Source organism: Allotamlana fucoidanivorans (assembly GCF_006265225.1).
Taxonomy (GTDB): domain Bacteria; phylum Bacteroidota; class Bacteroidia; order Flavobacteriales; family Flavobacteriaceae; genus Allotamlana; species Allotamlana fucoidanivorans.
This window is the reverse complement of record NZ_VDCS01000008.1, coordinates 55877-81117: the sequence shown is the minus strand read 5'-3', so window position 1 is coordinate 81117 and position 25241 is coordinate 55877. Positions and strand designations below refer to the sequence as shown.

Genomic DNA, 25241 nt, shown 5'->3' with positions numbered 1-25241 from the left:
CTCATTTTAAGTATTCCATAAATTGTGTTCTATCCATATCTTCAGCACCCAAGCTAGCAAAATGATTGGTATAAACCTGACAATCAATAAGCTTATAACTGGTGTTTTGAATGAAACTGATAAAGGCTACTTTACTGGCATTGTTCACTTTAGCAAACATACTTTCTCCACAAAACACACCATTGCCTAAATCAACACCATAAAACCCACCAACCAATATGGTGTCCTGCCTCACCTCAACAGATTTTGCATACCCTAACTCATGAAGCTTCGTATAGGCCGTAATCATACTTTGAGTTATCCAAGTACCAGATTGCCCAGAACGTTTTATTTTAGCACACGATTCAATAACCGATTTAAAATCTCTGTTTATAGAAACTTCAAAATTTGTATTGCGCATCACCTGCTTCATACTTTTTGAAACCTTAAGTTTATTGGGAAAAAGCACAAACCGTGGGTTTGGTGACCACCATAGAATAGGGCTTTCTATTTCAAACCACGGAAAGATTCCATTTTTATAAGCGAGTAATAAGCGGGGTATAGACAAATCGCCTCCAATAGCCAATAAACCATCGCTAGACGCTTCAGAAACATCAGGAAACCATAAATCTTCTGTCAAATAGTACATAGGTTGATAAAAATAATAAACCTCAACATTTATAAAAACATTGAGGTTTAATTATTGGCTTCTCACCATTTTGGTTTTATAAAAACCGTTTTTAGTTAAAACGGTAAATCATCATGATCGTCTTCGTTTAAATCTCCTGCTGGTTCAAAGGCATCTGCTGGTGGCACAGGCGGCATATTTGCACCACTTGTTTCAGCCTGTAATGCTTCAATTCTCCAACCTTGAATAGAATTGAAATATTTAGTTTCTCCTTGAGGATTTACCCACTCTCTCCCTCTTAGATTGATATTAACTTTCACTTGTTGCCCTACTTGGTAATTATTCAGTAAGTCTGTTTTATCTTGTACAAACTCCACCATAATATGTTGTGGATATTGTTCTTCTGTAGTCACTACAATTTCTCTTTTTCTAAACCCATTGCTTCCAAAACTTTGAGTTTCTCCAATCACTTTAATTCTTCCTTGAACTTCCATTTACTAATATTTATATTTATTTACTCTTTCTCTAACTTAATAAAATTTTCCAAGCACTCTGCACATCACCAAAACTTAAGTAATTACGTGCCAATTTGTGCTTTTCTCTAGGGCCTGCTGTTTTTATATTAGGATACTTACGCCCCAATTCTTCAACAAATTGCTGGACCTCAGTACTAGAGGGTAACTTCTCAATATTTGCCAGTACGCCTAAATCATTACCTGTTAACACCATACTTTGTTTCACATGATCAGGAAAATTATCTACACCAATTCCCAAGTTGGTTGTAGGTTTAGGAACTTCAAAAAAGCCTTTTTTGGCTCTGGTATAAAAACTTCCTCCTGCTCTCGCTACTAAATCCATTTTTGTTTGATCAATCTGTTCATGTTCATCTAAGACCTCATCATCAATATGAATTTTTACAACTTCACAAATCACCAAATTTCCAGCACCACCTTCATTTCCAAGTTTCACAATATCGTTTACCTTACATTCAAACTGCACAGGTGATTCTGCCACTCTGAAGGGTTTAACGCAATGTGACGCCAACATTTGCAACCCTGCTTTCTCAAATTCATTAACACCCTGAGGAAACTCAGCACTACTAAAAGACATTTGATGTACCATATGGTAATTTACCACATTAATAACTACTTCTTTCGTGGTCTCAACATTTTGTAATGTATGCTTGGTAGAGTTGTCTCTAACTCGTCTTGCCGGTGAAAAAATTAAAATCGGCGGATTAGCACTAAACACATTAAAAAAACTAAAAGGCGACAAATTAGGTCGTCCTTCGTCATCAATAGTACTAGCAAAAGCTATAGGCCTTGGCGCTACAGCACTTAACAAATAAGCATGCAATTTACTGGTTGATAAGCTTTTTGGATCAATAGACGGCATTTACCCCTTTAAGTTTTCACAAATGTAATTAAAGTACAACTCATGTAAAAACCGATTTACTAACAACTTGCGCAATAATATTAACAGATTTGCATTATATTACCAATCAATTCTAATGGTTTATGATTTTCTCTAAGCATAGTAATGCCTTCAGATGGGCTATCATCATAGCATCTTTTTCCATAGTTTCTCTTATTTTATGGAAAACCTATGAGTTTTTTCAACATTTTAAAGAAGAAGAACGTGCTAAAATGGAAATTTGGTCGTTTGCACAAACAGAACTCATCAATTCTGATACCGACACCAATCTTGATTTGATTCTAAAAATTCTAAATAGTAATTCTAGCACACCTGTTTTAGAAATCAATTCAGATGGCACCATTGGTAACCATTTAAATATTAAGGATAATAATCTAAATCACCCAAACCGCATAAGCAAACTTATTGAACAATTTAAAAATGAAAATTCACCTATTGATGTTGTTTTTGACGGTAAACTTCACAGCACCATTTACTACGGTAATGCACCGCTACTCAATAAATTAAAATATTACCCTATGGCGCTTCTTCTTATTGTTGTACTTTTTGGAGCCGTTATTTTTTTCTTTTACAGTAGTAATAAAAATGCCACACAAAATAAACTATGGTCTGGTATGGCCAAAGAAACGGCGCATCAAATTGGCACACCACTTTCGTCTTTAATTGGGTGGACAGAAATACTAAAAACCGAAAATGTAGAACCTGATTATATTGCTGAAATTGAAAAGGATGTAGAACGCCTAAAAACAATTACCGAACGCTTTAGCAAAATAGGTTCTCTACCTACTCTGGAAGTTACTGATATTATTAAAGAAACTATAGACTCCTATGATTATTTAAAGGCCAGATCTTCAGATTTGATAACGTTTGAAATGATTACACCAAAAGGAGAAATTCCTGTACGTTTAAACAAACAATTGTATAGTTGGACCATAGAAAACTTGGTTAAAAATGCCATTGATGCCATGAAAGGCAGAGGTAAAATTACCATTGAAGTTTCACAGCTTGAAAGCCATGTGAAAGTTTGTGTGTCTGACACTGGAAAAGGCATATTAAGAAAAGATTTTTCCAAAATATTTGAACCTGGTTTCACCACTAAAAAGAGAGGTTGGGGCTTAGGTTTATCTTTAACAAAACGTATTATTGAAGATTTTCACAATGGAAAAATTAAGGTTTTACACTCTGAAATAAACAAAGGAACAACCATTCAAATTAGTTTACAAAGCACCATTTAAATGATGAAAGAAAAATTGATTGACCTTAAAGAAGTCCCTCTAAAAAACAACTGCCCTGAATGCTATAGTAGGGATGGTTTGCGTTTAACATTTAAACAAAAACTAACAGAAAATAGTTTTATTAAGTCTATAACACCAGAAATACATCAAGTGTTAGAGTGCAAAACCTGCGGCACCATTATTTACCCTGTAAGGTGGACCAACGATATTGAACGTGTAGTAACGTATCACACCAAAGCATTGAAACCACGTAACAGATCTACGCACCTAAAAAAAACATCATGGCTTATTATTACATTGATTATTTTATTGGCTATTGCCGCTACTGGCTTTACATTTTACCTCTAGTTTACACATAAGAACGAATGAGTTCAGCCAGTTCCTGAAATGCTTCATGTGACATGTTTTCTTTTTTTATAAATCTGGCATCCTCCATAGATTGCAAAGGAATAAGGTGCACATGTGCATGAGGCACCTCCAAACCAATAACACTTACTCCAATTCTATTACACGGTACAGCTTTTTCAAGGGCTAAAGCCACCTGCCTTGAGAAGGCCATTAGACCATTATAGGTTGCTTCATCTAAATCAAAAACCTTATTAACTTCTTTTTTAGGAATACATAATGTATGCCCTTTAGCGTTCGGATTAACATCTAAAAAGGCTAAAAAATCATCGGTTTCAGCAATTTTATAACAAGGTATTTCGCCCTGAACTATTTTGGTAAAAATTGAAGCCATAATAAATAATTTGAGAGATGGTAAGTGTTGTAAATATAAAAAAGATTCCTGATAAAAATAAGCAGGAATCTTTTTAAAAATACGGTTTTAACGGGATTAAACTAGATGAATTTAATATAACTATCGGGTAATTTCAATAACATCAAATTTCATCACTCCACTAGGCACTTGTATTTCAGCCACATCACCCACTGATTTACCAAGCAAGCCTTTACCAATAGGTGAATTTACAGATATTTTTCCTGAAGCTAAATCAGCTTCACCATCAGCAACCAAAGTGTATGTCATTTCCATCCCATTGGTTTGATTTTTTATCTTTACTTTAGATAGTACCAAGGCTTTTGAGGTATCAAGTTGCGATTCATCAATAACTCGCGCACCAGATAAGGCTTCCTCTAGTTTAGAAATACGCATCTCTAACATACCTTGCGCTTCCTTTGCTGCATCATATTCTGCATTCTCACTTAAATCGCCTTTATCTCTAGCCTCAGCAATAGCTTTTGAGGCTTTAACACGCTCCACATCCTTAAGTTGCTGTAATTCTTCTCTTAATTTTTTTAGTCCTTCAGGTGTATAGTATGATACTTTACTCATAACGTCATTATTTAATTAGTAAAAAAATATGCTGAAAAAACTTCTTTATAGCGAAGCATTCAGCAATAAAAAAATCTCGTTTACACGAGATTTAGCACAAATATACAAAATATTTAAGTCAATTTACTTTTTGTTGTAAATTGCAAATTTATTTTTAAGCTATGAAATATCTTTTTCCCTTAATTTTCCTAATCACCTTATTTTCATGCAGTAAAAACTCTGACGATAATAGAAATTGTAATTTTTTGCTAGACGTTGATGTTAATACATCTATTAACCTAACCCTGCCTGAATACAGCCAACTACAATTTCCAAATAACCCTGTTTATATTTCTAATGCAGGGAATGGTGGTGTTATTGTAAACAATACTGGTTCTAGTTATATTGCCTTTGATGCGGCCGACCCAAACCATATATTTGAAAATTGTTCTGTTTTAAAAATAAACGGCATTAACGCCATTTGTGGGTGTGAAGATAAAAATGAGTACAACCTATTGAATGGCCTAGCTGTAAACAATGGTAATTTACGTTGTCCTTTAAAACAATATCGTGTTGAGCCCTCTGGAAACAATCTTTTAATTTTCAATTAAAATCATACAAACTCAATTTTAGCTGACGCCTATATGTATTAAAACCACTCAAATGACGTTTTAATAAGCACATTGATAGATTTAGGAATTGCTGTTTTTACAATTCCTAAATCTTTAAAATTTTTAAGCTCTTCTTGTGTCACAACTAAAACTTTAATGTTGCTCCTAGTAAAAAGTTTGCCGTAGCTTGTGGGTAATACCCTGCATAATAACCTGTTGCTATTCCTGTAGGACTAGTTGCGTCAGAATAATCATAAGACCCAAAATAACCATTTGAAACGTACTTAACATTAAAAATGTTATTAGCAAGTGCCGATAAAACAATGGCTTTAAATACTTTTTTAGGTTTCAATTCATAGACCACGTTGAAATCATTTACAAAATAGTCGTCAAGCTTAGAGTCTTCGTTATCAATGTTCCCCATGTATTGCTCTCCAACATATTTGCTCAGTAATGACAATTGCATATTTTTTATGGGACTAAAATTAAATGCATTACCTATTACCAATTCGGGTGAAAACGAAATATTAGTATCACCTAAATGCACCAATTCGCCATTCATATTACTCTTAAAATCCTGGTTTTTATTGCTACTTAAAGCCACATTTGTGTTCATATTAAACTTAGAGGTAAACAGTATTTTGGCATCTACTTCAAGTCCTAGACGGTAACTTCTACCACTGGTTGCTCTTATAGGGCTTCCAACATCATCTAACTCACCAGTAAGTACTAATTGATTTTGATAAAACATATAGTACAAATTAGTATTTACACTCACTTTTGAACGGTTATAGCGCCAACCAATCTCCACATCATTGAGGGTTTCATGTTCTGTAACACCTGCCTTAAAATCATCTCTATTTGGTTCTCTGTTGGCGCGCGCATAAGATGCATAAAAACTATTAGCACCATTGTGTTTATAGGTTAAACCTACTTTAGGATTAAAAAAATCAAACGTTGCATCAGTAACAAACTCCGATCTATTAGAATCTAACCCATTTGTTTTGTAGGTCACAAAACGCCCTTGCAGGTCAATATACCCTGTAAACTTTTCAGCAAAATTAAAAGAGGCTTTTGAGAACACACTAAAATCATTTTTAGTGGCATCGCCTTGATAATATCGATCTCTTATTTCAGCATTTTCTGAAAAACGTCTTGCCCAAATGACTTCGCCAAAATGATCGGCTAAGTATGTATTGTACGAAAGTCCTGAAATAACCTCAACACCTGCTTGCTTGTAAGTAGCATTTGCATTGATTACATAAAAATCATTGTCTAACCAACGTCTTCGTATTACATCTGTAATAGGAATGATATTTCCATCATCATTAACATAAGAGTCAGTTGGAAGTACAATACCGTTGTATAAATCTATGTCCTCTGTATCATCTTCATATTGTTCAAAATATCCTTTTCCTTTAGTATAATTTAAACCAAGATTGGCTGACCATTGGTTATCAAATCGTTCATTCCAATGAAATTGGTAGTGATCTTGCCAATAATTATCTGTTTCATTGTCATAAGTATACGGATTTTGTCTTCTATCTTCCTCTAACTGATCAGCAGTTAATCCGTACCACGATTGATACGTATACTCAGATCCACCAAACACAACAGCTTTGATTAATCGGTTACTGTCTTTATAAACACCTTGTAAGAAGTAAGATTTTAAATCGGAAAAGGCTCTATCCACATAACCATCTGAATATAATTTTGATAAACGACCTGAAACTTCAAAGTGATCATTTAACAATCCTGTACTCATTTTTACGGTATGTTTCCTTGTGTTATAACTCCCAAAGCTATTAGAAATTTCACCGTAAGCTTCTTTTGAGAAGGCATCGGTTAACAAATTTAAACTAGCACCAAAGGCGCCTGAGCCATTAGTAGACGTTCCTACACCACGCTGCAATTGCAAACTCTCAGTAGACGAGGCTATATCACCAAGATTTACCCAAAAAGTACCCTGACTTTCAGCATCATTATAAGGAATTCCATTTATAGTAACGTTAACACGAGTAGCGTCTGTACCACGTACTCTAATACCTGTGTAGCCCACCCCAGCACCCGCATCACTGGTGGTAACTACCGATGGCAAATAATTTAATAGTATAGGCATATCCTGCCCCAAATTTCGTTTAGCAAGTTCTTCTTTTGAAACATTAGAATGCGTGATTGGCGCATCTGCATTGACACGAACTGCTTTTACTAAAACTTCATCAAGCTTTTCTGTTGTTGTTGAATCTTGAAGTTTTTGATTTTGTTGTGCATACACACTGACTGATAACACTAAAAATGTTAAAAAAAGAAAACTGTTTTTCATGTCGATTAATTGGTTTAACCGAATAAAAAGAGGTAATTATTCTTTTCTAATTAATAGATAATTGGTACGTAAACGTTTTTCAAGTGTTTCTTTCTATTTAAAAAACTTTACGTCTGTCCCTAAACAGCATTACCTGTTCTAGGTTCTATGGGTATGATCTCAGCCGAAATAGGCACCCCTTTTTGAGAACGGTGCAAATGTAATAACCAGTTGGCAATTTTAAACAAGAAATCTTGATTATTTTTAAACATCTGGTTTTCTTCTACTTTCCTTTTTCTCCGAATGGAGTCGTTTACCTTTAAGACGTTTTCTAATAGCAGATTTTGGCACTTTTGTTGAAACTCTTACCTTTTGAGGCTTTAAAGCGCCTTTTACTAAATGCATAAATCGTTTAGTCACTAGCGCTTTATTTTTATACTGACTCCTGCTGTCATCACATTGAAGTATTAGAATGCCCTCTTTAGTTAGTCTATTTTTCAGTTTATTACGAAGTCGTATCTTTTGTATACTATTGAGTGCTTGGGTTTGTGCTACATCAAAAGAAAGTTCAACTTTTGAAGCCACCTTATTTACATGTTGTCCGCCCGCTCCAGAGCTCCTTACAGCCTTATATTTCAGCTCTTTTAATAAAGCAGCTACATCATGTATCATATTAACGGTTGATGCTCTGGTTTTAACAAGTCATTTACCGTTTTAACGGGGTTAAATGTTTCTAAAGGCACTTCAACAAAAATAGAGTTCCAATACGCCATACTTCCATTCCATAACCCCGGTAATTCTAAAGCTTTAATTTCAGATCCATTATGTGTTTTCAAAGTTATAAAAGCTGCTTCTGGATCAACAAAATTTCTTAAATCGAATTTTTCGCCTTTATAATTTTTAACGCCACAAACCAAATCTGTAGGGTTAAAATGCGTGGCTTTATAAACAATTTCCTGCTGACTTTTTCTTCTAAAATCTATCTGAGCAAACTCCACAATTTGAAGCGATACATTACCCGATTTATTTTTAACCCAAAACGGTCCGCCACCAGGTTCTCCTTGGTTTTTTACCATGCCACACACTCTAAGTGGTCTGTTGAACTTATCCTTTAAATAATCTATCTTTTTTTGTTTGCTAAGGGCATCAAAATGAATTTCAATGGGCACATTTAGTCTGTATCTCAAAAATAAAACCATAACCTTAAGGTCTGATTCGGTTATGCCGGCCTCATCTAATTTATGAAGAAAAGCAAACACCTTTTCCTGTGTTTCAAATAGCACACCTGCTAGAAGTTTTTTAAAACTTGACACCTCAATATTTCTGTCTGCTACTACAATATTATCAATGTTTTTTATAAAAATAAAATCGTGATTAAGATCATTCAAATTTTCGAGTAAAGCCCCATGGCCAGCTGGCCTAAATAGTATAGAATCATCTTCATTTCTATAAACTTTCCCATTCTTAGCTAAAGCAACCGTTTCTGTAGCTTCTTTTTGATAAGAAAAAGACACATTAAAATGGGTGTTCGTATTGGTTTCTAATGTTTTTCTTATCTTATTTAAGAGATCTATAAAATAGGCATGGTGCTTTTTTGATATGGTAAAGTGTAAGTTTGCCTTATCATTTGAAGACGCATACAAAGTAGATTCAAATAAATGTTCTTGAAAAGCAGTTACCGTTCCGTTTTTATACTTGTGAAAGGGCAACAACCCTTTAGGTAAAAAACTATATTTTAAGATCTCATCATCAAGCATTATAGACACCATTCTAACGAGCTTATCATTATCAGAAAGCACTTCAAAATTGATATCTAAAGCTTTTGCCTTAGCCACTACCTCTTGGTAAAACGGAAAATTTTCAAAGTTATTTACAAACTGTAATATTAAATCGTCATTGTGCCGTTCCGCATAACTACTTATAGTTTCTTCTTTAGGGTTAAACCCTTTTAAAAATTTAAACAAAAACTTAAACATACGGGTTGCAGCACCTGAGGCTGGTACAAACTTCACTATAGATAAGTCGTTTTGCTTAGCTTCATATAGCCTAATGAATTCATCAATCTCATTGGTATTGTAGCTTTCAACACCCTTCCCTATAGTTGCAGCACTAAGTAAATCAGAATAAGACATGCCATTTTTTAGTCGTGTTACTTGAGCATTAACCTGATCAACAGTGATTCCTTTATCATGTATCTGCTTCAAATCTTTTTCTGAAAACATTATTTACGCGCTTTAAATAGATTATCAATATGTTTTACGGCTACTTCTAACCGCTTTTTTTTATTTCCTTTTATTAAAACATAAGGTTTTTTGTGTGCTATTAATGCTTTTTCAAAGGCTTCAAACATTTCTTTACGCTGGTCAGATTTATCTCTTAAGTCATCTGCTTCCCAAGGGGTATCAATATACGTTAAAAGATATAAATCATAAGAATTTTCAATAGCATATTTTCCAAGAAGAGAATCACAACTACCGCCATAACTTGTTTCGGCATATACTTTGGTTTCAAGTAAATCGGTATCACAAATTAAAACGGTATCTGTTTTTGTTGCTAACTCGTTTTCTAGTTTTATTTGTCCTTCTGCAATAGGTAATAAATCATGAGCCTCACAAGTTTTTCTTTCATTATTCCACTTATTTTGAAGGTATTCTCTAGCATATTCTGGTACCCATACCGAATTGTAATACCTTGCCAATTGTCTTGACAACGTTGTTTTTCCTGTAGATTCTGGGCCGAACAATACCACCTTTAGGCAATCTGCAGGCTCTTGTTTAAGCTTTTCTTCCATGCTCTATAACCATAAATAGCAATTATTGTAAATAGTAAATATTGAAACGATGTAAACACCAACCCTTTGTATAAATATAGGGGAACAGAAATAATATCTCCTATAATCCAATAGACCCAATTTTCTATTTTCTTTTTAGCCATGAGCCACATGCCTACAAAAAATATGGCTGTAGTTAGGGTATCTATATAAGCCGTCCAATTATTAAAATTATCATTTACACCATAAACAACAGCCACAAATAGGGTAGTTGCTAAAAAAATAAAGAGACTCCAAAGTTGTTCTTTATATGTTGTTACTGTCACAGGTATATCGTTGTTATTTGTATCTTTTCTCGACCAATAATACCAACCAAAAATGCTCATAATAAAATAATATGCATTAATAAGCATATCGCCCAAAAGACCATAAACTAACAGTATATAAACAAATATAGCCGTACTAATAATCCCTGTAGGATACACTAAAATATTTTCTTCTTTTGAAAACCAAACACTTAAAAACCCAAAAAACACCCCAATAAATTCTAAAACTATAAGATGAGTTTCCACATCTTGATACTGAGAAAACAGCCAATCAATTATTGCACTCATGCTATGCTAGTATTTATTTTCTTTCTTTCACCCACCTCGTTTATTGCTTCAAAAAACGTTTCATCTTTTTCAAAAGCTGTCCCAATAACCACCATGTCAGCTCCTGCGGTAAAGGCTTCATTTATTTGTATTTTACTTTTTATCCCGCCTCCTACAATTAAAGGAATATTTACATCTTGTTTTACCTGCTTTATCGTTTCAAATGACACAGCCTGTTTGGCACCACTCCCAGCTTCTAAATAAATTAGCTTCATACCTAATAACTGTCCCGCTTTAGCTGTATTTGCAATATCTTGAAGTCCACTTACCACCATCGGTTTTGTTTTGGTTACTCTTTCAACCGCTGTAATCTGCCCGCCATCTATCAAAATATATCCTGTTGGAATCACTTCCAAATTTAAACCCTTCAATGTTTGAACTGCTTTAACATGCTTATCAATTAAATAGTCTGGGTTTCTTCCTGAAATTAACGATAAGAATAATAAGGCATCGGCTCTTCCGGTAATTTGTGTTACATCACCAGGAAATAAAACAATAGGTAGCTGCGTGTATTTTTTAATTTCTATCACCAAAGCATGCGTCGCATTCTGCTGTACTGTACTCCCTCCCACAAAAATGTGTGTGGCTATAGAAGCATTAACTTTTAGTATAAACTGTTTGGTATTTTCTAATTGAAATTTATCAGGATCAATCAATACTGCCAAAAGCTTTCTTTTAGTATTAACAGCGTTTTGTATGTGACTGTAAATAGTCATTAAGCTATCGCGTAGGCGCAAGTAAAGCCTTCAAATTCTAAAAAGTGAATAGTATAACGGTATTTTTTATCCTTATAGTCAATCCATGCAACCGTTTCTTCATCGGTTATATTAAATGGAATGACCAAAAAACAATTTTTAAAACTTAAACCTGGTACACAAAATAATTTATACAAGGATTCTTTCACGCACCAAATGGCCGTTAATTTTCTAATATAATCTAAGTCCTCCTTTTGCAAGTAGTCAAACTCATAATCGATAAATTTATGAGCTATAATTTGAATCTTATCTCTGTGCTTTTCAATATCAACACCTACTTCAACATCACTTACAATAACAGCTGAAAAATTAAACGAATGTGTTATAGAAATATGCTTACCATCTTTTAAATGAGGTTTCCCATGCTCATCATAAAACAAATCAAAATCTGTATAACCAAATGCACGCAATAAATGCCTCACACTTAAAAAACCTCTTTGATGTAACTGACTTTTCATACCTAAAACCCGCTCCATAGAATTGGGTTTCAAGGTTAATGGCTGCATCAGTTCATCATGTGATTCTTCAATCTTCCAAATTTTAACCGTGGTTTGTGAATTTGCTTCAATGGTTTTAAATAGAGGCATTTATTATTCTGAAAGTTATTAGTTATCTTTGCATCGCCTAAAGCATCATTGCTTATTAGATAAGCGAATTTAAGTATTTTAAGTGCTAATCACAATGAAGTTTGGGTATTAACAAAAGAAAAAATTGATATGAGTACAAAAACAATTCCTTACGTAGCAAATAAAGTAAAAGACATCACGCTTGCAGATTGGGGAAGAAAAGAAATTGAATTGGCTGAGGCTGAAATGCCGGGTTTAATGAGTCTTCGTGAAGAATATAAAGACGAGCAACCTTTAAAAGGCGCTAGAATAGCAGGCTGTTTACATATGACCATTCAAACAGCTGTTCTAATAGAAACGCTGCAAGCACTTGGTGCAGAAGTTACTTGGAGCTCTTGTAACATTTTCTCTACGCAAGATCAGGCTGCTGCTGCCATTGCTGCTGCAGGAACAGCTGTTTATGCTTGGAAAGACATGACCGAAGAAGAATTTGACTGGTGTATTGAGCAAACCTTATTTTTTGGTGAGGAAAGACAGCCTTTAAACATGATTCTTGATGACGGTGGTGATTTAACCAATATGGTTTTGGATAAATATCCTGAATTAGCTGCTGGTATCAATGGCTTATCGGAAGAAACAACAACGGGTGTTCACCGGTTGTACGAACGCGTAAAAAATGGCACATTACCAATGCCTGCCATTAATGTAAATGATTCGGTTACCAAATCTAAGTTTGATAACAAATACGGATGTAAAGAAAGTGCTGTTGACGCTATACGTAGAGCTACCGATATTATGTTGGCTGGAAAACGCGTTGTAGTTTGTGGTTATGGTGATGTTGGTAAAGGAACCGCTGCTTCGTTTAAAGGGGCTGGAAGTATAGTTACAGTAACTGAAATTGACCCAATTTGTGCACTACAGGCAGCTATGGATGGCTTTGAAGTTAAAAAACTAGAAACTGTTGTAGCTAATGCCGATATTGTTATTACAACCACAGGAAACAAAGACATTGTACGTGCTGAACATTTTCAAGCAATGAAAGATAAAACCATAGTTTGTAATATTGGTCATTTTGATAATGAAATTCAAATGGCTTGGTTAAATCAAAATTATGGACACACTAAAAACACCATAAAGCCTCAGGTAGATAAATATACCATTGAAGGAAAAGATATTATTATTCTTGCTGAAGGTCGTTTAGTAAACTTAGGTTGTGCTACAGGGCATCCTAGTTTTGTAATGAGTAACTCATTTACCAACCAAACCTTAGCTCAAATTGAACTTTGGAATAATGCTAGTGCTTATGAAAATAACGTGTATATGCTACCAAAACACCTTGATGAAAAAGTAGCCAAATTACATTTAGAAAAAATTGGCGTAGAACTTACCGAATTAAAAGAAGATCAAGCCGCATATATTGGTGTTACTGTTGACGGCCCTTACAAACCAGAACACTACAGATATTAATCATTATACTGAACGTGCTTCAGTTTTTCTAATAAAAAATCCCAAACATCAACATCGTTTGGGATTTTTTATTTTTAACCATTTCATACTAAAACAATCCTGCGTTACAGTATCTTTTACGCTGTATCAACAAAAGCGAGACACACTCATTACAACCTATTATTCATCTACTAAATCTTCTTCAAAGTACCACCACAAACTGGAGTCTATAGAAGTTTTCATTTTATTAATATCAACACCATCCTTTAAAAATACGGTAATACTTTCGCTTGCTCTGTTTTGCCCAATACTTTCGGCTATTTCAATAGTATCAATTTCCTTAAAATGCTCTAAGTGCTTTTTTATCTTTTCATCTAAAGATTCATCACTTAAAAAAATTTTGATGGTTGGCTGGGTTGGCGAATTTCTAATTTCAGATCTAAACGGTAGCATAATCAAATAATTTCAGGTTAAACAATACAACAATTGCTATCGCAATAGCTTAAAGTTAAGAAATTTATTAATATCATGTATAACAATTTTTCCATCTTCGAAGAGATTCTACAGACAACACAAGTAATGTGTACGCTTACAGCGGTTTAACTACTGCCAATGCTACCACACACAATACTGATAATTTTGTTAGAACAAGACCTAGGTACCAACCTCTATACCTCCAGTTAGAAGTTATATAAATGCACCAACAGCTGACATGACAGTTTATGGAAAACGTTCAGGTGGTCAACCTCGAGATACTGGCAATGCCAACCTTGGAACAACAAGTCTCACTTACGGTAATGATTCCCCTGTCTTAGTTGTAGATTATGCTTTAAGCACAAAAGACTTTAACAAAACAAAGTTAGCCGCTTATTACAACAGCCGTTTAGATACTATAGTGGTTGATAATGCAGTGAGTGGCAAATATGCTATTTATAATTTATTAGGCCAGTCTGTTTTAAATGGTGAGTTTTCAAGAGAAATTAGTGTTTCTACATTAAAATCTTGCATGTATATCTTAACATCAGCGTCTGGAACTTTAAAGTTTGCTAAATACTAATTTCTGAATTAGACAAACTAAACTCAAAAAATAGCCTTGCAAGTTGCAAGGCTATTTTTGTAATATATATAATAAATAACGAATAAACCCTACTATGTTTAGTAGGGTTTATTTTATTCGTTCTATAAGATAACTTTATTTTCTTTTCTAAGCCTCAAAAGGCTCAATAGAAACATACGATTTGTTATCTTTTTTCTTAGTAAACTTAACTACGCCATCAACTTTAGCGTGTAAGGTATGATCTTTTCCTTGGTATACGTTCTCACCTGGATGGTGTGTGTTACCACGTTGTCTTATGATAATGTTTCCAGCTAACGCAGCTTGACCACCAAAAATCTTAACCCCTAAGCGTTTCGATTCTGATTCTCTACCATTCTTCGAACTTCCGACTCCTTTTTTATGTGCCATTTTATTTCGATTTTAGTTTTTATATTAACTTAAAGCAGCAATTAAATCAGCTTTCTTCATTGAAGAAATCCCTTCAACACCTTTAGCTTTTGCTAACTCTTTTAATTCAGCAACTGTTAATTTGCTTAAATCTTGAGTTTCTTCAGCTTGAGGAGCAGCTTCTGCTTTCTTTTCTGCTTTTGCTGGGGCTGCTTTTTTAGATCCAGAAGCAGCAATGCTTTCAATTACAATTTCAGTTAAAGATTGACGGTGACCATTCTTTACACGGTAACCTTTACGTCTTTTCTTTTTGAAAACTATAACTTTATCACCTTTAAGGTGTTTTAAGACTTTTGCTCCTACCTGAGCTCCGTCTATAGCCGGGGCGCCTACAGTTATATTGTCACCATCACCAACTAAAAGAACATTATCGAAAGAAACTTTCTCACCTTCTTCAGTTTGTAAACGATTAACAAAAACTTTTTGGTCTTTTTCAACTTTAAATTGTTGCCCTGCTATCTCTACAATTGCGTACATAGCGTAACGTTTTTATTAATTAATTTTTATTAAAAATGAGTGCAAATATACTGCTAAATAATTAAACTACAAACCTTAAGCTTTAATTTTAAAAAAAGTCATTGTATTTCTCTGAAAAATTATGCCATGAAATCGCTTAATACAACCCAAATCTCTTAGTAACAAACATTTAACTTAACCAAACACACCTCATTAAGCCGTAACAAAAAAGTATATAAATCAGTTGTTTATTGAAGAGCAAAAACTACTTTACTATGTTTCTAGTGTTTTTAAACAACTGCATAACTGTTAAGGTAGCTACAACGGTTGTAGCAAACCCCATAACAGCCACTACAAACGCTACCATACCTATATCGGCATTCAATCCGCTATGTATAGATAAAATCAAATCAGAAATAAACGTATTATTAATTTCTGTGGCATAAAACAAGAAGAAAATGGTAAAAATCAACGTAGCCACAAATCCCGTAATTATACCTGTTTTAAACCCTTCGCCATAGGAAAAAGCACTTGGATTTTCAAGTTTATGTAATCGGATAGCTTCATAAATTCCTAAACCTGTAATAATAGCATTCACAAAACTAAATGCAGGATTTGTATGTTTATCTACTAAAGCCAAAACTAAAAAATAGGCTATTAAAACGGCACTTGTTACTAAGCCAAAACGTAATGCAATGGATAATTTTTTCATATCAAAAGGGAATTATTTCTCTTAAATTTCGTGAATTTTCTTGAATAAAAATAATTTCATGGCAAAAACATAACCAGCAACAACTTGATTTGCAACCGCTTTTCATTTAATCCTTCTTTTTTTATTTATAAAAACAGGGTATATTTCTTTTCATATAACATTAAAATGCCTCTGAATATTTAGTAATTTTGCACTAACCTATAAATTTTAAGTTATGAAAATTATGAAACATATTTTAGTTATTGTTTTAATTGGCTTTACTGCATTAAGCTGCAAAAACAATTCAAATCCAGAAGTTAAAACGGTTGAAGTTGCTTCTGAAACACAAGAAGTTAACACCACAGACCCCCATGCTACTTATGCCAAAGCAGAATTCACCATTGAAGGAATGACTTGTGCTATTGGATGTGCAGCGACTATTCAGAAAAAAATATCAAAAATGGATGGTGTAAAATCGGCCACTGTTGATTTTGATAAAAAATTAGCCATGGTTGAATATGATGAGGCAAAAGTTACGCCTATGAGCCTTACCGAAGCTGTTGCTAATGTTTCTGATACGTACAAAGTAAGCGATATGAAAACGGTAAATGATTTTACCACAGAAAAAACTTGTAAACCAGGTTGCGAAAAAGCATGTTGCAAAAAAGATATTCAGGCAGAAGAAAAAACAGCCTGCAATGCTGATTGTAAAAAAGCTTGTTGTGCTAAGAAAACAGCCTAATTAAAGACTTAAATCAGTTTTAATAGAATACAAAAAAGGTTTCTTATAGTGAAACCTTTTTTTATTTCCACCTGATGGTTTCCATAATATGCCTAATGTCTTTTTGTAAATAATGTGCCGCAGGAAGAATAGAATCGTAATTAGGTTTTGCATAAAAATATAACGATCCTGTTAAAAAATGGTTCACACTGTCTGTTACGTAAAATTGTGCGGGCGACGCTACATTTCCTTTAACCTCAGCCAATGCACCATAAACGTTACGTTCTGTATTCTCATAAGATGCTACAGGAATTTCATCAGCTTTAATAGTGTGCTTTTGAGTAAAGTTTTGAGCATCTCTTAAAAAGTCATTCAAATTTTCCTTGCTATTTTCTACCGACTTATAGGTTAAAAAAATGGTTCCTTTTAATGCAGGATATTCTAAATTAATGCCATAACTTTTTGTTGAAGCTTTTACAGACTTCAACGTAACCTCTGTTGCTAGATTATTTATTTCAAATGTAAAAGGCAAGTCTAAATTGGCAGCTTCATACTTAGCTTCAGGATATTCTAGCCGTAAATAGGCCTTGGGTTTTGGCACCACGTCATCTCCACAAGCAAACAAACAACATATAAAAACTATAATACAGAGGTGATTTCTCATGAGTTAATGGTGAATTTTAAGAGTTTAATACGCTTTTTATCCATAGCTTCAATGGTAAACACATAATGTTCAAAATTTATTTTGCTATTCAATTTAGGAAAACTACCCGAAATCTCTAAAACAAAGCCTGCTATGGTTTCTGCTTCGCCTTTATTATTTTCAAAAAGTGCATCATCTTCTATTTTGGTAATCTTATAAAAATCTTTTAGCGCCGTTTTACCTTCAAATACGTAGTTTTTATCATCAAGCTTAGAGTAAGTTAAATCTTCATCATCAAATTCATCACTTATATCTCCCACTATTTCCTCAATAATATCTTCTAAGGATATAATTCCTGAAGTACCGCCATATTCATCAACCACAACCGCCAAATGCACCTTCTTTTCTTGAAATTCAGCCATTAGATCATCCAGCTTTTTGTTTTCAGGCACAAAAAAGGGGTCACGAAGTAAGCGTGTCCAATCAAACTGCTTTCTATCAATGTATGGCAACAAATCTTTCACATATAAAATACCTTCAATAGTATCTACATTATCTCGATAAACAGGGATTCTAGAATACCCATTAGCCACAATTTCTTTCATTACTTCGGAATATTTTTGCTCTATATTTAAAGCAAATATATCTATTCGTGGCCTCATGGCTTGCTTAGTATCTGTATTACCAAATGACACAATACCTTGTAAAATTTTATGCTCTTCTTTAGTAGTATCTTCTTCACTAGTTAGCTCTAATGCTTGAGACAACTGATCTACACTGATATTAGACCTTTTTTTACCTAACCTACCATGAATGCCCAAAGTCACACTACGCATAGGCAAACTAATGGGTGATAACACCACATCTAAAACCCTTAACGGATGGGCCATAAAAGACGCAAACTTTAAATTATTTCTACTAGCATAAATCTTTGGTAGTATTTCGCCAAATAGCAAAATGAGGAAGGTAACCACAACAACTTCAATAAGAAACTTAATTTTTGGATTGGTTAAACCACCAAACATATAATCCCCTAAATAAGCAAATAGAATAACAACCGCTATATTGATAAAGTTATTGGCCACTAGAATGGTGGCGAGTAATTTTTTAGGACGCTCTAAAAGCCTAGAAACGATTTCTATACGCTTATCTTTTTGTTCAAGACTTTCTTGTATATCATTAATATTTAATGAGAATAAAGCCACTTCGGCACCCGAAATAAGTGCAGAACAGAGTAGTAAGACAAAGAGCAACACAAAACTAAAAACAACTGAAGCGTCAATTGCTATTATTAAAAGTATCAAACTGGCAGGGTCAGGATCCAAAAAACACACTTTAATTAAACATAGATTTTTGATAATACGCTACCATCAATTAAAAAGGAAGATCATCATTATCATCAACTAAAGGCTCAAAGTTTTCAGTTGACTTGGACACGTTAGTAGGCTGTACCGAAGCTGTATTTTGAGCGTTATTCTCACTTTCCCGCTTTGTAGAAAGAAACGTAAAATCATTACACTGAATTTCTGTTGAGTAACGCTCATTACCTTTATCATCAGTCCATTTTCTTGTTTTCAACCGCCCTTCAATATACACCTTATCACCTTTGGTCAAATATTTTTCACAAATTTCAGCAGCCTTATTTCGCACCACTATATTATGCCATTCTGTATTGGTAATACGTTCATTGGTTTGCTTATTGGTATAGGTTTCGTTAGTTGCTAAAGGAAAACGTCCTACACAACCACCACCTTCAAAATAGTGCATTTTGACTTCATCACCTAAATGACCAATTAACATAACTTTATTTAAAGTTCCTGACATAATGTTTTATAATTTGAAAAACAAAATTAGTCAATTGCTTTTCATTTTTTTAAAATTAATAAAAAAATATGATTGTGATTAGGAAACTACTTAAAATTAAAAGCATCAATAAACTTACCAATTAAAACAGGCACTGCAAATTGTTCTATATCATTAACAGAAATGCCTTCGGCATGAAGTCTATTAACGTTAACAATCCAAAACTTAGTGTATAAATGTTGGTGAGACAGCTTGTGCACAATAGCCTCTGAATTATATAGTGACAATTTAAATGGTATGTTTTTCAATAAATGATGCTGTTCTATTTGATTCCTAAAGGTTGTATAATCAACAGCTTTCTTGGTTTCTACCAATGGAAATTGATATAAATTCTGCCAAATACCTTTGCCTTTCCGTCTTTCTATAATGGTATTGCCATCATCAGAAATAAATACCAGAAAATTGAAATATTTAACCTTTGCCTTTGCTGACTTTATTTTAACCGGATAATCTTCTACCTTATTATGAGCAAACGCCAAACAGCTATCTTGAAATACACAACTTATACATTTCGGATTTTTAGGTGTGCACCAAGTAGCACCAAATTCCATTATGGCTTGATTGAATTCGGCAGGATTATCTTGGTCAATTAATTCTTGAGCCAATAGTTTAAACTCCTTAACACCCTTTGATCCATTTGTGGGTGTGCAAATGGCAAAATAGCGAGATAAGACTCTGTATACATTACCATCAACTACCGCCGTTGGTTCATTATAACAAATAGACGCTATGGCGCTTGCCGTATAATCACCAACACCTTTTAAGTTAAGGAGTTCTTTGTATGTTTTTGGAAACTCACCTTTTAACGCATTAACCACATGCTTTGCAGAAGCATGTAAATTTCTTGCTCTCGAGTAATATCCTAAGCCTTGCCACAATTTAAGGACCTCTCTTTCTTCGGCATTTGCCAAATCAAAAACAGTAGGATATTGTGCGACAAAAGCTTCATAATATGGTAAACCTTGCTTAACCTGTGTTTGCTGCAAAATAATTTCAGACAACCAAATATAATAGGGGTTTTTAGTCTCTCGCCAAGGCAAAACTCTCTTATTAACTGAATACCAATTAATTAACTTTTTAGAAAATTGCATACATGATTGTAATAGGGCGAACAAAAATAAACGTTTATTATATTAAATTTTAGTGAATTAGGTTTGAAATATTGAATATTAAATTCCTATATTTGCATCCCTTTTAGAATTTATAGTAACCCAAAATATAATATTAAAATGACGAAGGCTGATTTAGTAGCAAAAATTTCTGAGAAATTAGGAATTGAAAAAGGTGATGTTCAAGCAACTGTTGAAACATTCATGGAAGAAGTAAAAACTTCTTTAGAAGGTGGTGATAATGTTTACTTAAGAGGTTTTGGAAGCTTTATCATTAAAACAAGAGCAGAAAAAACAGGAAGAAATATTTCTAAGAACACAACCATTAAAATACCAGCACATAACATTCCTGCATTTAAGCCTGCCAAAGTATTTGTTGAAGGCGTTAAAACAAATGTAGACGTTAAATAAAACACACCTGCTAGTCAGGTTCAGCATTAAAACGAATTATTAATTTAAAAAAGACACTATTTATGCCAAGTGGTAAAAAACGTAAAAGACATAAGGTAGCGACTCACAAACGTAAGAAACGTAGACGCGCTAACCGTCACAAAAAGAAAAAATAAATCAAAAAAGTAGTTAGGTTAACTACTTTTTTTGATTTGAAAAACAACAAAGTTCTTTGACATGAGCTCTTAAATTTTTTAGCATTTTAACGATGTATTTTGAGCTCCACGGATAAAAATCCTGTGACAAAAAATAATGTATAATCCATCTGTACCATTTGGTTATTAGCAATTGGTTATTAGTTATTGGCAGTAACGCCATTAACGATTAACTTTTAACTATTCACTGAAAAGTATGGATAAAAATTAACACAATGGATAAAGAATTGATCATTAGATCTAGTTCCGAAAATGTTGATTTTGCCTTATTAAAAGATGGAAAACTCATTGAATTACAAAAGGATGAAGATAGTAACAACTTTTCTGTTGGTGATGTGTTTATAGCCAAAATACGAAAAGCGGTTCCTGGACTAAATGCTGCATTTGTAAATGTAGGTTATGATAAAGATGCCTTTTTGCACTATCATGATTTAGGGCCAAAGCTACCTTCTCTTTTAAAATTCATTAAACGTGTAAGCACAGGTAAACTAAAAGATTTTTCTTTAAAAGATTTCCCATTTGAAAAAGATATTGAGAAAGACGGTAAAATTGCCGATGTCTTAAAATCTAATCAGTCGCTATTGGTACAAATAGTAAAAGAACCTATATCAACCAAAGGACCAAGAATAAGTTCTGAGCTTTCTATAGCTGGTCGATATATTGTTTTAGTTCCTTTTTCAAACCGCATTTCTATTTCACAAAAAATAGAAGACCGCGATGAAAAAGACCGCCTAAAACGCCTGGTAAAGAGTATCACTCCCCAAGGTTTTGGCGTAATTGTACGTACCGTAGCACAAGGCAAAAAAGTAGCTGAGCTAGATAAAGATTTGCAACATTTGCTCAGTCGATGGACAGCAATGTGCAAAAAGCTACATAAAGCTCACCACCCCAGTAAAGTATTAGGCGAAATGAATAAAGCTTCTTCTATTTTAAGAGATATATTCAATGACACCTTTACAGGCATTACTGTTGATGATGAAGAGTTATATTATCAAATCAAAGATTATTTGCAAGAAATTGCACCAAAAAAAGAATCAATAGTTAAATTGTATCAATCAAAAGTTCCCATATTTGAAAAATTTGGAATAGAACGTCAAATAAAAACCTCGTTTGGCAAAACTGTATCTATGGCGAAAGGTGCGTATTTGGTAATTGAACACACCGAAGCCCTTCATGTTATTGACGTGAATAGCGGTAATCGATCAAATAAAGCCAATAGTCAAGAGGATACAGCACTGGAAGTCAATTTAATAGCTGCTGCTGAAATTGCGCGCCAATTGCGTTTACGTGATATGGGGGGTATTATTGTAGTAGACTTCATTGATATGACCAATGCTGAAAACAGGCAAAAACTCTTTAACTTTCTTCGTGATGAAATGAAGGACGATAGAGCTAAACACAAAATATTGCCGCCTAGCAAGTTTGGATTGATACAAATAACAAGACAACGAGTTCGCCCTGAGATGAACATAAAAACGCGTGAAGAAAACCCTAATAACCTAAATGGTTCAGAGGTTGAAGCACCCATAGGATTGGTGCAAACCATCACCCATGATCTTGAAAAACTATTAAAAAAAGACTATAAAAAGGTGACCCTAAACACACATCCTTTTATAGCAGCCTTTTTAACAAAAGGCTTTCCATCTATTCGTTCTAAATGGTTTTTAGAACACAAAAAGTGGGTTAAAATATTACCCCGTGATGCTTACACATATTTAGAATATCACTTTTTTGATAAAAATGGTGATAAAATCAAATAACAAAAACCCTTAGCTGATACTAGTTAAGGGTTTTTTGTTTTTATTAGGCTTATAAACTTTTTTAAGTGGCTGGATTAGGTATAGCTTGGTGTACTACATTTATTTGCTGTAAAACCTCATCTGAAAGTGTTACCTCAATACTGGCTATATTTTCCTTAAGTTGTTCTAAATTAGTGGCACCAATAATATTACTGGTTACAAACGGCTGTTGGTTTACAAAAGCTAAGCTCATTTGTGCCAAAGTCATATTATTATCCTCGGCTATCTTTAAATAACGTTTAGTGGCTTCGGTACTAGCTTCACTACTATATCTGGAAAATCTTGGAAACAATTTAAGTCTTGCATTGCTTAAAGCCGTTCCTTTGATGTATTTCCCCGAAAGCACCCCAAATGCCATTGGCGAATAGGCTAATAAACCTATATGCTCTCGCATAGAAACTTCTGCTAAATCACCTTCAAACACCCGATTAATTAAGGAATAAGCATTCTGAATGGTTTGCATTCTTGGCAAATTGTATTGTTTTGCTTCCTGTAAATAACGCATGGTTCCCCATGAGTTTTCGTTAGACAGCCCTACGTGACGAATTTTACCTGCTTTAATCTGCGTATCTAAACTACGTAACACCTCATTAACATTATCAACCCATTGAGTATCTAACTTAAAATCACGTATCCCAAATCTATTCGTATCGCGCTCTGGCCAATGTAATTGATATAGATCAATATAATCTGTCTGTAAACGCTGTAATTCTGAATCAATAGCTTCTTCAATTGCTTTTGGACTAAATCCAGTGGTTCGTATATGAGCCGTATAATCTCCTGGTCCTGCTATTTTTGAAGCTATAACTACCTGATCTCTCTTACCCGAGTTTTTTAACCAAGTGCCTATAATTCTACTTGTAGCGCCTTGGGTTTTGGCATTGGCTGGCACAGGGTACAATTCGGCTGTATCTATAAAATTCACACCTCGTGTAAATGCGTAATCTAATTGCTGATGACCTTCGCTTTCTGTATTTTGATTACCAAAAGTCATGGTTCCCAAACAAATTTTACTAACTTTTATACTGGTATTTGGTATGGTGGTATACTTCATATTCTATTTTTATAAGACATTTAAAAATACGTTCATTAAATGTCTGCCAATTATAAAAAACCTTTCAAAATTACTAGAATTTGAAAGGTTTTTATTAAAACTTCTATTTATTTTCTTTGATAAAAATCTCTATACATTATTGCTCATTTAGCAGCTTAGAAAGCTCATCTAATTTAGGTGTTAAAATAACCTCAATACGTCTGTTCTTCGCTCTTCCAATGGGTGATGAATTGGTTGCAATTGGCGCAAACTCCCCACGCCCCGCAGCTGTTAAATTCTCTGGATTAATACTTGAATTTTCATTTAAAATATTCACAATAGAGGTTGCTCGTTTTGTAGACAAATCCCAATTGCTGGTTAATGGACCATTACCACTATATGGCACATTATCGGTATGACCTTCTATTAAAACAGCAATATCAGGATTCAGGGCAAGCACACTTCCTAATTGCTCAACAGCTCTTCTACCCTCTGAGCCAACGGCCCAACTTCCTGAGTTGAAGAGTAACTTATTCTCCATAGACACATACACTTTACCGTCTCGCTGTTCAACCGTTAAACCTTTACCTTCAAAATCTGTTAAAGCACTTGATATAGCATCTTTCAACGATTTCATAGCAGCATCTTTAGCAGCAATAAGACTTTCTAATTCTGCCACACGGTTTGAACGGTCTTCCAGTTCCTTTTTTAATACCGCAAGTCTGGTAATTTCTGCAGATAAGGCCTGCTCTTTAGCTTCCAGTTCTGCTAACAATTCTCTGTTTTTTTGAGAATTAGCCGATATAGCCGCCGAGCTATTCTTTTCTAAAGCCGAATAAGACGATTTCAAGTTTTCTAAATTCGCACTGGTAGCATTATAATCAGCCTGCAATTTATCACGCTGTGCTACCGCTTCATCATAAGCCTTTTTTGTTCTTTTATAATCGTGTTCAGCAGCTGCTTTTGACGACATTAACTCTTCATAAGCCTCTGTAAGCTTTCTGTTTTCATTTTTTAGATCGGCATATTTAGCTTCAAGATCTTTATATATTTTAGGAGAGACACACGATGCTAAAACCAGCACTGTTAATAAGGCAAATACGCTCTTTTTTATCATGTTTTTCAG

At 34.0% G+C, this 25241-nt stretch carries 31 protein-coding genes; 8 read left to right on the top strand and 23 right to left on the bottom strand.

Annotated features, from left to right (window positions below; genetic code table 11):
- Position 1 precedes the first annotated feature (1 nt).
- The 3 genes from aat to FGF67_RS09225 all read right to left on the bottom strand — a co-directional run bounded on the left by aat (position 2) and on the right by FGF67_RS09225 (position 2002).
- Complete coding sequence (aat, locus tag FGF67_RS09235; RefSeq protein WP_139697013.1) at positions 2 to 628, bottom strand: leucyl/phenylalanyl-tRNA--protein transferase; 627 nt, start codon at positions 626 to 628, stop codon at positions 2 to 4.
- Positions 629 to 723: 95 nt separating this feature from the next.
- Positions 724 to 1101, bottom strand: a complete 378-nt coding sequence (locus FGF67_RS09230; protein WP_139697010.1) for a DUF3127 domain-containing protein — start codon at positions 1099 to 1101, stop codon at positions 724 to 726.
- Positions 1102 to 1132: 31 nt separating this feature from the next.
- On the bottom strand, positions 1133 to 2002 hold the full coding sequence (locus tag FGF67_RS09225; RefSeq protein ID WP_139697008.1) for a flavin reductase family protein: 870 nt from the start codon (positions 2000 to 2002) through the stop codon (positions 1133 to 1135).
- A gap of 122 nt (positions 2003 to 2124) precedes the next feature.
- Between FGF67_RS09225 and FGF67_RS09220 the strand changes: the two genes are divergently transcribed.
- Both FGF67_RS09220 and FGF67_RS09215 read left to right on the top strand, forming a co-directional pair.
- Positions 2125 to 3276 carry a sensor histidine kinase gene (locus FGF67_RS09220; protein WP_139697006.1) on the top strand — a complete coding sequence of 384 codons (1152 nt, stop codon included), beginning with the start codon at positions 2125 to 2127 and terminating at the stop codon, positions 3274 to 3276.
- On the top strand, positions 3277 to 3624 hold the full coding sequence (locus tag FGF67_RS09215) for a hypothetical protein (RefSeq protein ID WP_233244046.1): 348 nt from the start codon (positions 3277 to 3279) through the stop codon (positions 3622 to 3624).
- Between the two features lies 1 nt (position 3625).
- Here FGF67_RS09215 and FGF67_RS09210 read toward each other — a convergent pair whose 3' ends face one another.
- On the bottom strand, positions 3626 to 4015 hold the full coding sequence (locus FGF67_RS09210) for an HIT family protein (RefSeq protein WP_139697004.1): 390 nt from the start codon (positions 4013 to 4015) through the stop codon (positions 3626 to 3628).
- 120 nt (positions 4016 to 4135) lie between these two features.
- Entirely contained in the window at positions 4136 to 4609 is a 474-nt protein-coding gene (gene greA, locus FGF67_RS09205; RefSeq protein WP_139697002.1) for a transcription elongation factor GreA, read from the bottom strand.
- A gap of 161 nt (positions 4610 to 4770) precedes the next feature.
- Here greA and FGF67_RS09200 point away from each other — a divergent pair, with 161 nt between their 5' ends.
- The gene (locus tag FGF67_RS09200) at positions 4771 to 5199 is read left to right on the top strand and encodes a hypothetical protein (protein ID WP_139697000.1); all 429 of its coding nucleotides are present in this window, start codon (positions 4771 to 4773) and stop codon (positions 5197 to 5199) included.
- A gap of 145 nt (positions 5200 to 5344) precedes the next feature.
- Here the strand turns inward: FGF67_RS09200 and FGF67_RS09195 are convergent, their stop codons facing one another.
- The 8 genes from FGF67_RS09195 to FGF67_RS09165 all read right to left on the bottom strand — a co-directional run bounded on the left by FGF67_RS09195 (position 5345) and on the right by FGF67_RS09165 (position 12266).
- Positions 5345 to 7522 (bottom strand): TonB-dependent receptor, encoded by a 2178-nt coding sequence (locus FGF67_RS09195; protein ID WP_139696998.1) that lies wholly within the window; start codon positions 7520 to 7522, stop codon positions 5345 to 5347.
- A gap of 119 nt (positions 7523 to 7641) precedes the next feature.
- The gene (locus tag FGF67_RS17605; RefSeq protein WP_262709370.1) at positions 7642 to 7773 is read right to left on the bottom strand and encodes a hypothetical protein; all 132 of its coding nucleotides are present in this window, start codon (positions 7771 to 7773) and stop codon (positions 7642 to 7644) included.
- Entirely contained in the window at positions 7766 to 8173 is a 408-nt protein-coding gene (gene arfB / locus FGF67_RS09190; protein ID WP_139696996.1) for an alternative ribosome rescue aminoacyl-tRNA hydrolase ArfB, read from the bottom strand. Before arfB ends, FGF67_RS17605 begins: the two co-directional genes overlap by 8 nt.
- Positions 8170 to 9723 carry a DUF4301 family protein gene (locus FGF67_RS09185; RefSeq protein ID WP_139696994.1) on the bottom strand — a complete coding sequence of 518 codons (1554 nt, stop codon included), beginning with the start codon at positions 9721 to 9723 and terminating at the stop codon, positions 8170 to 8172. The genes arfB and FGF67_RS09185 overlap by 4 nt, the downstream gene beginning before the upstream one ends.
- Positions 9723 to 10292: an AAA family ATPase gene (locus tag FGF67_RS09180; RefSeq protein WP_139696992.1), complete on the bottom strand. Its 570-nt coding sequence runs from the start codon at positions 10290 to 10292 to the stop codon at positions 9723 to 9725. Before FGF67_RS09180 ends, FGF67_RS09185 begins: the two co-directional genes overlap by 1 nt.
- Entirely contained in the window at positions 10253 to 10885 is a 633-nt protein-coding gene (gene pnuC / locus FGF67_RS09175; protein WP_139696990.1) for a nicotinamide riboside transporter PnuC, read from the bottom strand. Before pnuC ends, FGF67_RS09180 begins: the two co-directional genes overlap by 40 nt.
- Positions 10882 to 11640, bottom strand: a complete 759-nt coding sequence (locus FGF67_RS09170) for a phosphoglycerol geranylgeranyltransferase (RefSeq protein ID WP_139696988.1) — start codon at positions 11638 to 11640, stop codon at positions 10882 to 10884. The genes pnuC and FGF67_RS09170 overlap by 4 nt, the downstream gene beginning before the upstream one ends.
- Complete coding sequence (locus tag FGF67_RS09165) at positions 11640 to 12266, bottom strand: 4'-phosphopantetheinyl transferase family protein (RefSeq protein ID WP_139696986.1); 627 nt, start codon at positions 12264 to 12266, stop codon at positions 11640 to 11642. Before FGF67_RS09165 ends, FGF67_RS09170 begins: the two co-directional genes overlap by 1 nt.
- 129 nt (positions 12267 to 12395) lie before the next feature.
- Here FGF67_RS09165 and ahcY point away from each other — a divergent pair, with 129 nt between their 5' ends.
- Complete coding sequence (gene ahcY / locus FGF67_RS09160; protein ID WP_139696984.1) at positions 12396 to 13712, top strand: adenosylhomocysteinase; 1317 nt, start codon at positions 12396 to 12398, stop codon at positions 13710 to 13712.
- A gap of 159 nt (positions 13713 to 13871) precedes the next feature.
- Here ahcY and FGF67_RS09155 read toward each other — a convergent pair whose 3' ends face one another.
- Positions 13872 to 14144 carry a hypothetical protein gene (locus FGF67_RS09155; protein ID WP_139696983.1) on the bottom strand — a complete coding sequence of 91 codons (273 nt, stop codon included), beginning with the start codon at positions 14142 to 14144 and terminating at the stop codon, positions 13872 to 13874.
- 259 nt (positions 14145 to 14403) lie between these two features.
- On the opposite strand from FGF67_RS09155, the gene FGF67_RS09150 reads away from it, so the two are divergent.
- Positions 14404 to 14748: a T9SS type A sorting domain-containing protein gene (locus FGF67_RS09150; protein ID WP_139696981.1), complete on the top strand. Its 345-nt coding sequence runs from the start codon at positions 14404 to 14406 to the stop codon at positions 14746 to 14748.
- A gap of 147 nt (positions 14749 to 14895) precedes the next feature.
- Here FGF67_RS09150 and rpmA read toward each other — a convergent pair whose 3' ends face one another.
- The 3 genes from rpmA to FGF67_RS09135 all read right to left on the bottom strand — a co-directional run bounded on the left by rpmA (position 14896) and on the right by FGF67_RS09135 (position 16363).
- Positions 14896 to 15156 carry a 50S ribosomal protein L27 gene (rpmA, locus tag FGF67_RS09145; RefSeq protein WP_136480425.1) on the bottom strand — a complete coding sequence of 87 codons (261 nt, stop codon included), beginning with the start codon at positions 15154 to 15156 and terminating at the stop codon, positions 14896 to 14898.
- Between the two features lie 24 nt (positions 15157 to 15180).
- Positions 15181 to 15672 (bottom strand): 50S ribosomal protein L21, encoded by a 492-nt coding sequence (gene rplU, locus FGF67_RS09140; protein ID WP_139696979.1) that lies wholly within the window; start codon positions 15670 to 15672, stop codon positions 15181 to 15183.
- Between the two features lie 244 nt (positions 15673 to 15916).
- Positions 15917 to 16363, bottom strand: a complete 447-nt coding sequence (locus FGF67_RS09135) for a DUF4199 domain-containing protein (protein ID WP_139696977.1) — start codon at positions 16361 to 16363, stop codon at positions 15917 to 15919.
- Positions 16364 to 16586: 223 nt separating this feature from the next.
- Between FGF67_RS09135 and FGF67_RS09130 the strand changes: the two genes are divergently transcribed.
- Positions 16587 to 17084 (top strand): heavy-metal-associated domain-containing protein, encoded by a 498-nt coding sequence (locus FGF67_RS09130; protein ID WP_233244045.1) that lies wholly within the window; start codon positions 16587 to 16589, stop codon positions 17082 to 17084.
- A gap of 61 nt (positions 17085 to 17145) precedes the next feature.
- On the opposite strand, the gene gldD is transcribed toward FGF67_RS09130, so the two are convergent.
- The 4 genes from gldD to mutY form a co-directional block, all read right to left on the bottom strand.
- Positions 17146 to 17727 (bottom strand): gliding motility lipoprotein GldD, encoded by a 582-nt coding sequence (gene gldD, locus FGF67_RS09125; RefSeq protein ID WP_139696972.1) that lies wholly within the window; start codon positions 17725 to 17727, stop codon positions 17146 to 17148.
- Positions 17724 to 19031: a gliding motility-associated protein GldE gene (locus FGF67_RS09120; RefSeq protein ID WP_139696970.1), complete on the bottom strand. Its 1308-nt coding sequence runs from the start codon at positions 19029 to 19031 to the stop codon at positions 17724 to 17726. The genes gldD and FGF67_RS09120 overlap by 4 nt, the downstream gene beginning before the upstream one ends.
- A gap of 49 nt (positions 19032 to 19080) precedes the next feature.
- Positions 19081 to 19530 carry a single-stranded DNA-binding protein gene (locus FGF67_RS09115; RefSeq protein ID WP_139696968.1) on the bottom strand — a complete coding sequence of 150 codons (450 nt, stop codon included), beginning with the start codon at positions 19528 to 19530 and terminating at the stop codon, positions 19081 to 19083.
- An 86-nt stretch (positions 19531 to 19616) separates the two neighbouring features.
- On the bottom strand, positions 19617 to 20660 hold the full coding sequence (gene mutY / locus FGF67_RS09110; RefSeq protein WP_139696966.1) for an A/G-specific adenine glycosylase: 1044 nt from the start codon (positions 20658 to 20660) through the stop codon (positions 19617 to 19619).
- A 108-nt stretch (positions 20661 to 20768) separates the two neighbouring features.
- On the opposite strand from mutY, the gene FGF67_RS09105 reads away from it, so the two are divergent.
- Positions 20769 to 21089 carry an HU family DNA-binding protein gene (locus FGF67_RS09105; protein ID WP_262709371.1) on the top strand — a complete coding sequence of 107 codons (321 nt, stop codon included), beginning with the start codon at positions 20769 to 20771 and terminating at the stop codon, positions 21087 to 21089.
- 409 nt (positions 21090 to 21498) lie between these two features.
- A complete protein-coding gene (locus FGF67_RS09100; protein WP_139696964.1) occupies positions 21499 to 23043 on the top strand; it encodes an Rne/Rng family ribonuclease in 1545 nt (514 codons plus the stop codon).
- A gap of 61 nt (positions 23044 to 23104) precedes the next feature.
- On the opposite strand, the gene FGF67_RS09095 is transcribed toward FGF67_RS09100, so the two are convergent.
- Both FGF67_RS09095 and FGF67_RS09090 read right to left on the bottom strand, forming a co-directional pair.
- Positions 23105 to 24136 carry an aldo/keto reductase gene (locus tag FGF67_RS09095; RefSeq protein WP_139696962.1) on the bottom strand — a complete coding sequence of 344 codons (1032 nt, stop codon included), beginning with the start codon at positions 24134 to 24136 and terminating at the stop codon, positions 23105 to 23107.
- A 136-nt stretch (positions 24137 to 24272) separates the two neighbouring features.
- On the bottom strand, positions 24273 to 25232 hold the full coding sequence (locus tag FGF67_RS09090; protein WP_139696961.1) for an OmpA/MotB family protein: 960 nt from the start codon (positions 25230 to 25232) through the stop codon (positions 24273 to 24275).
- Positions 25233 to 25241 lie beyond the last annotated feature (9 nt).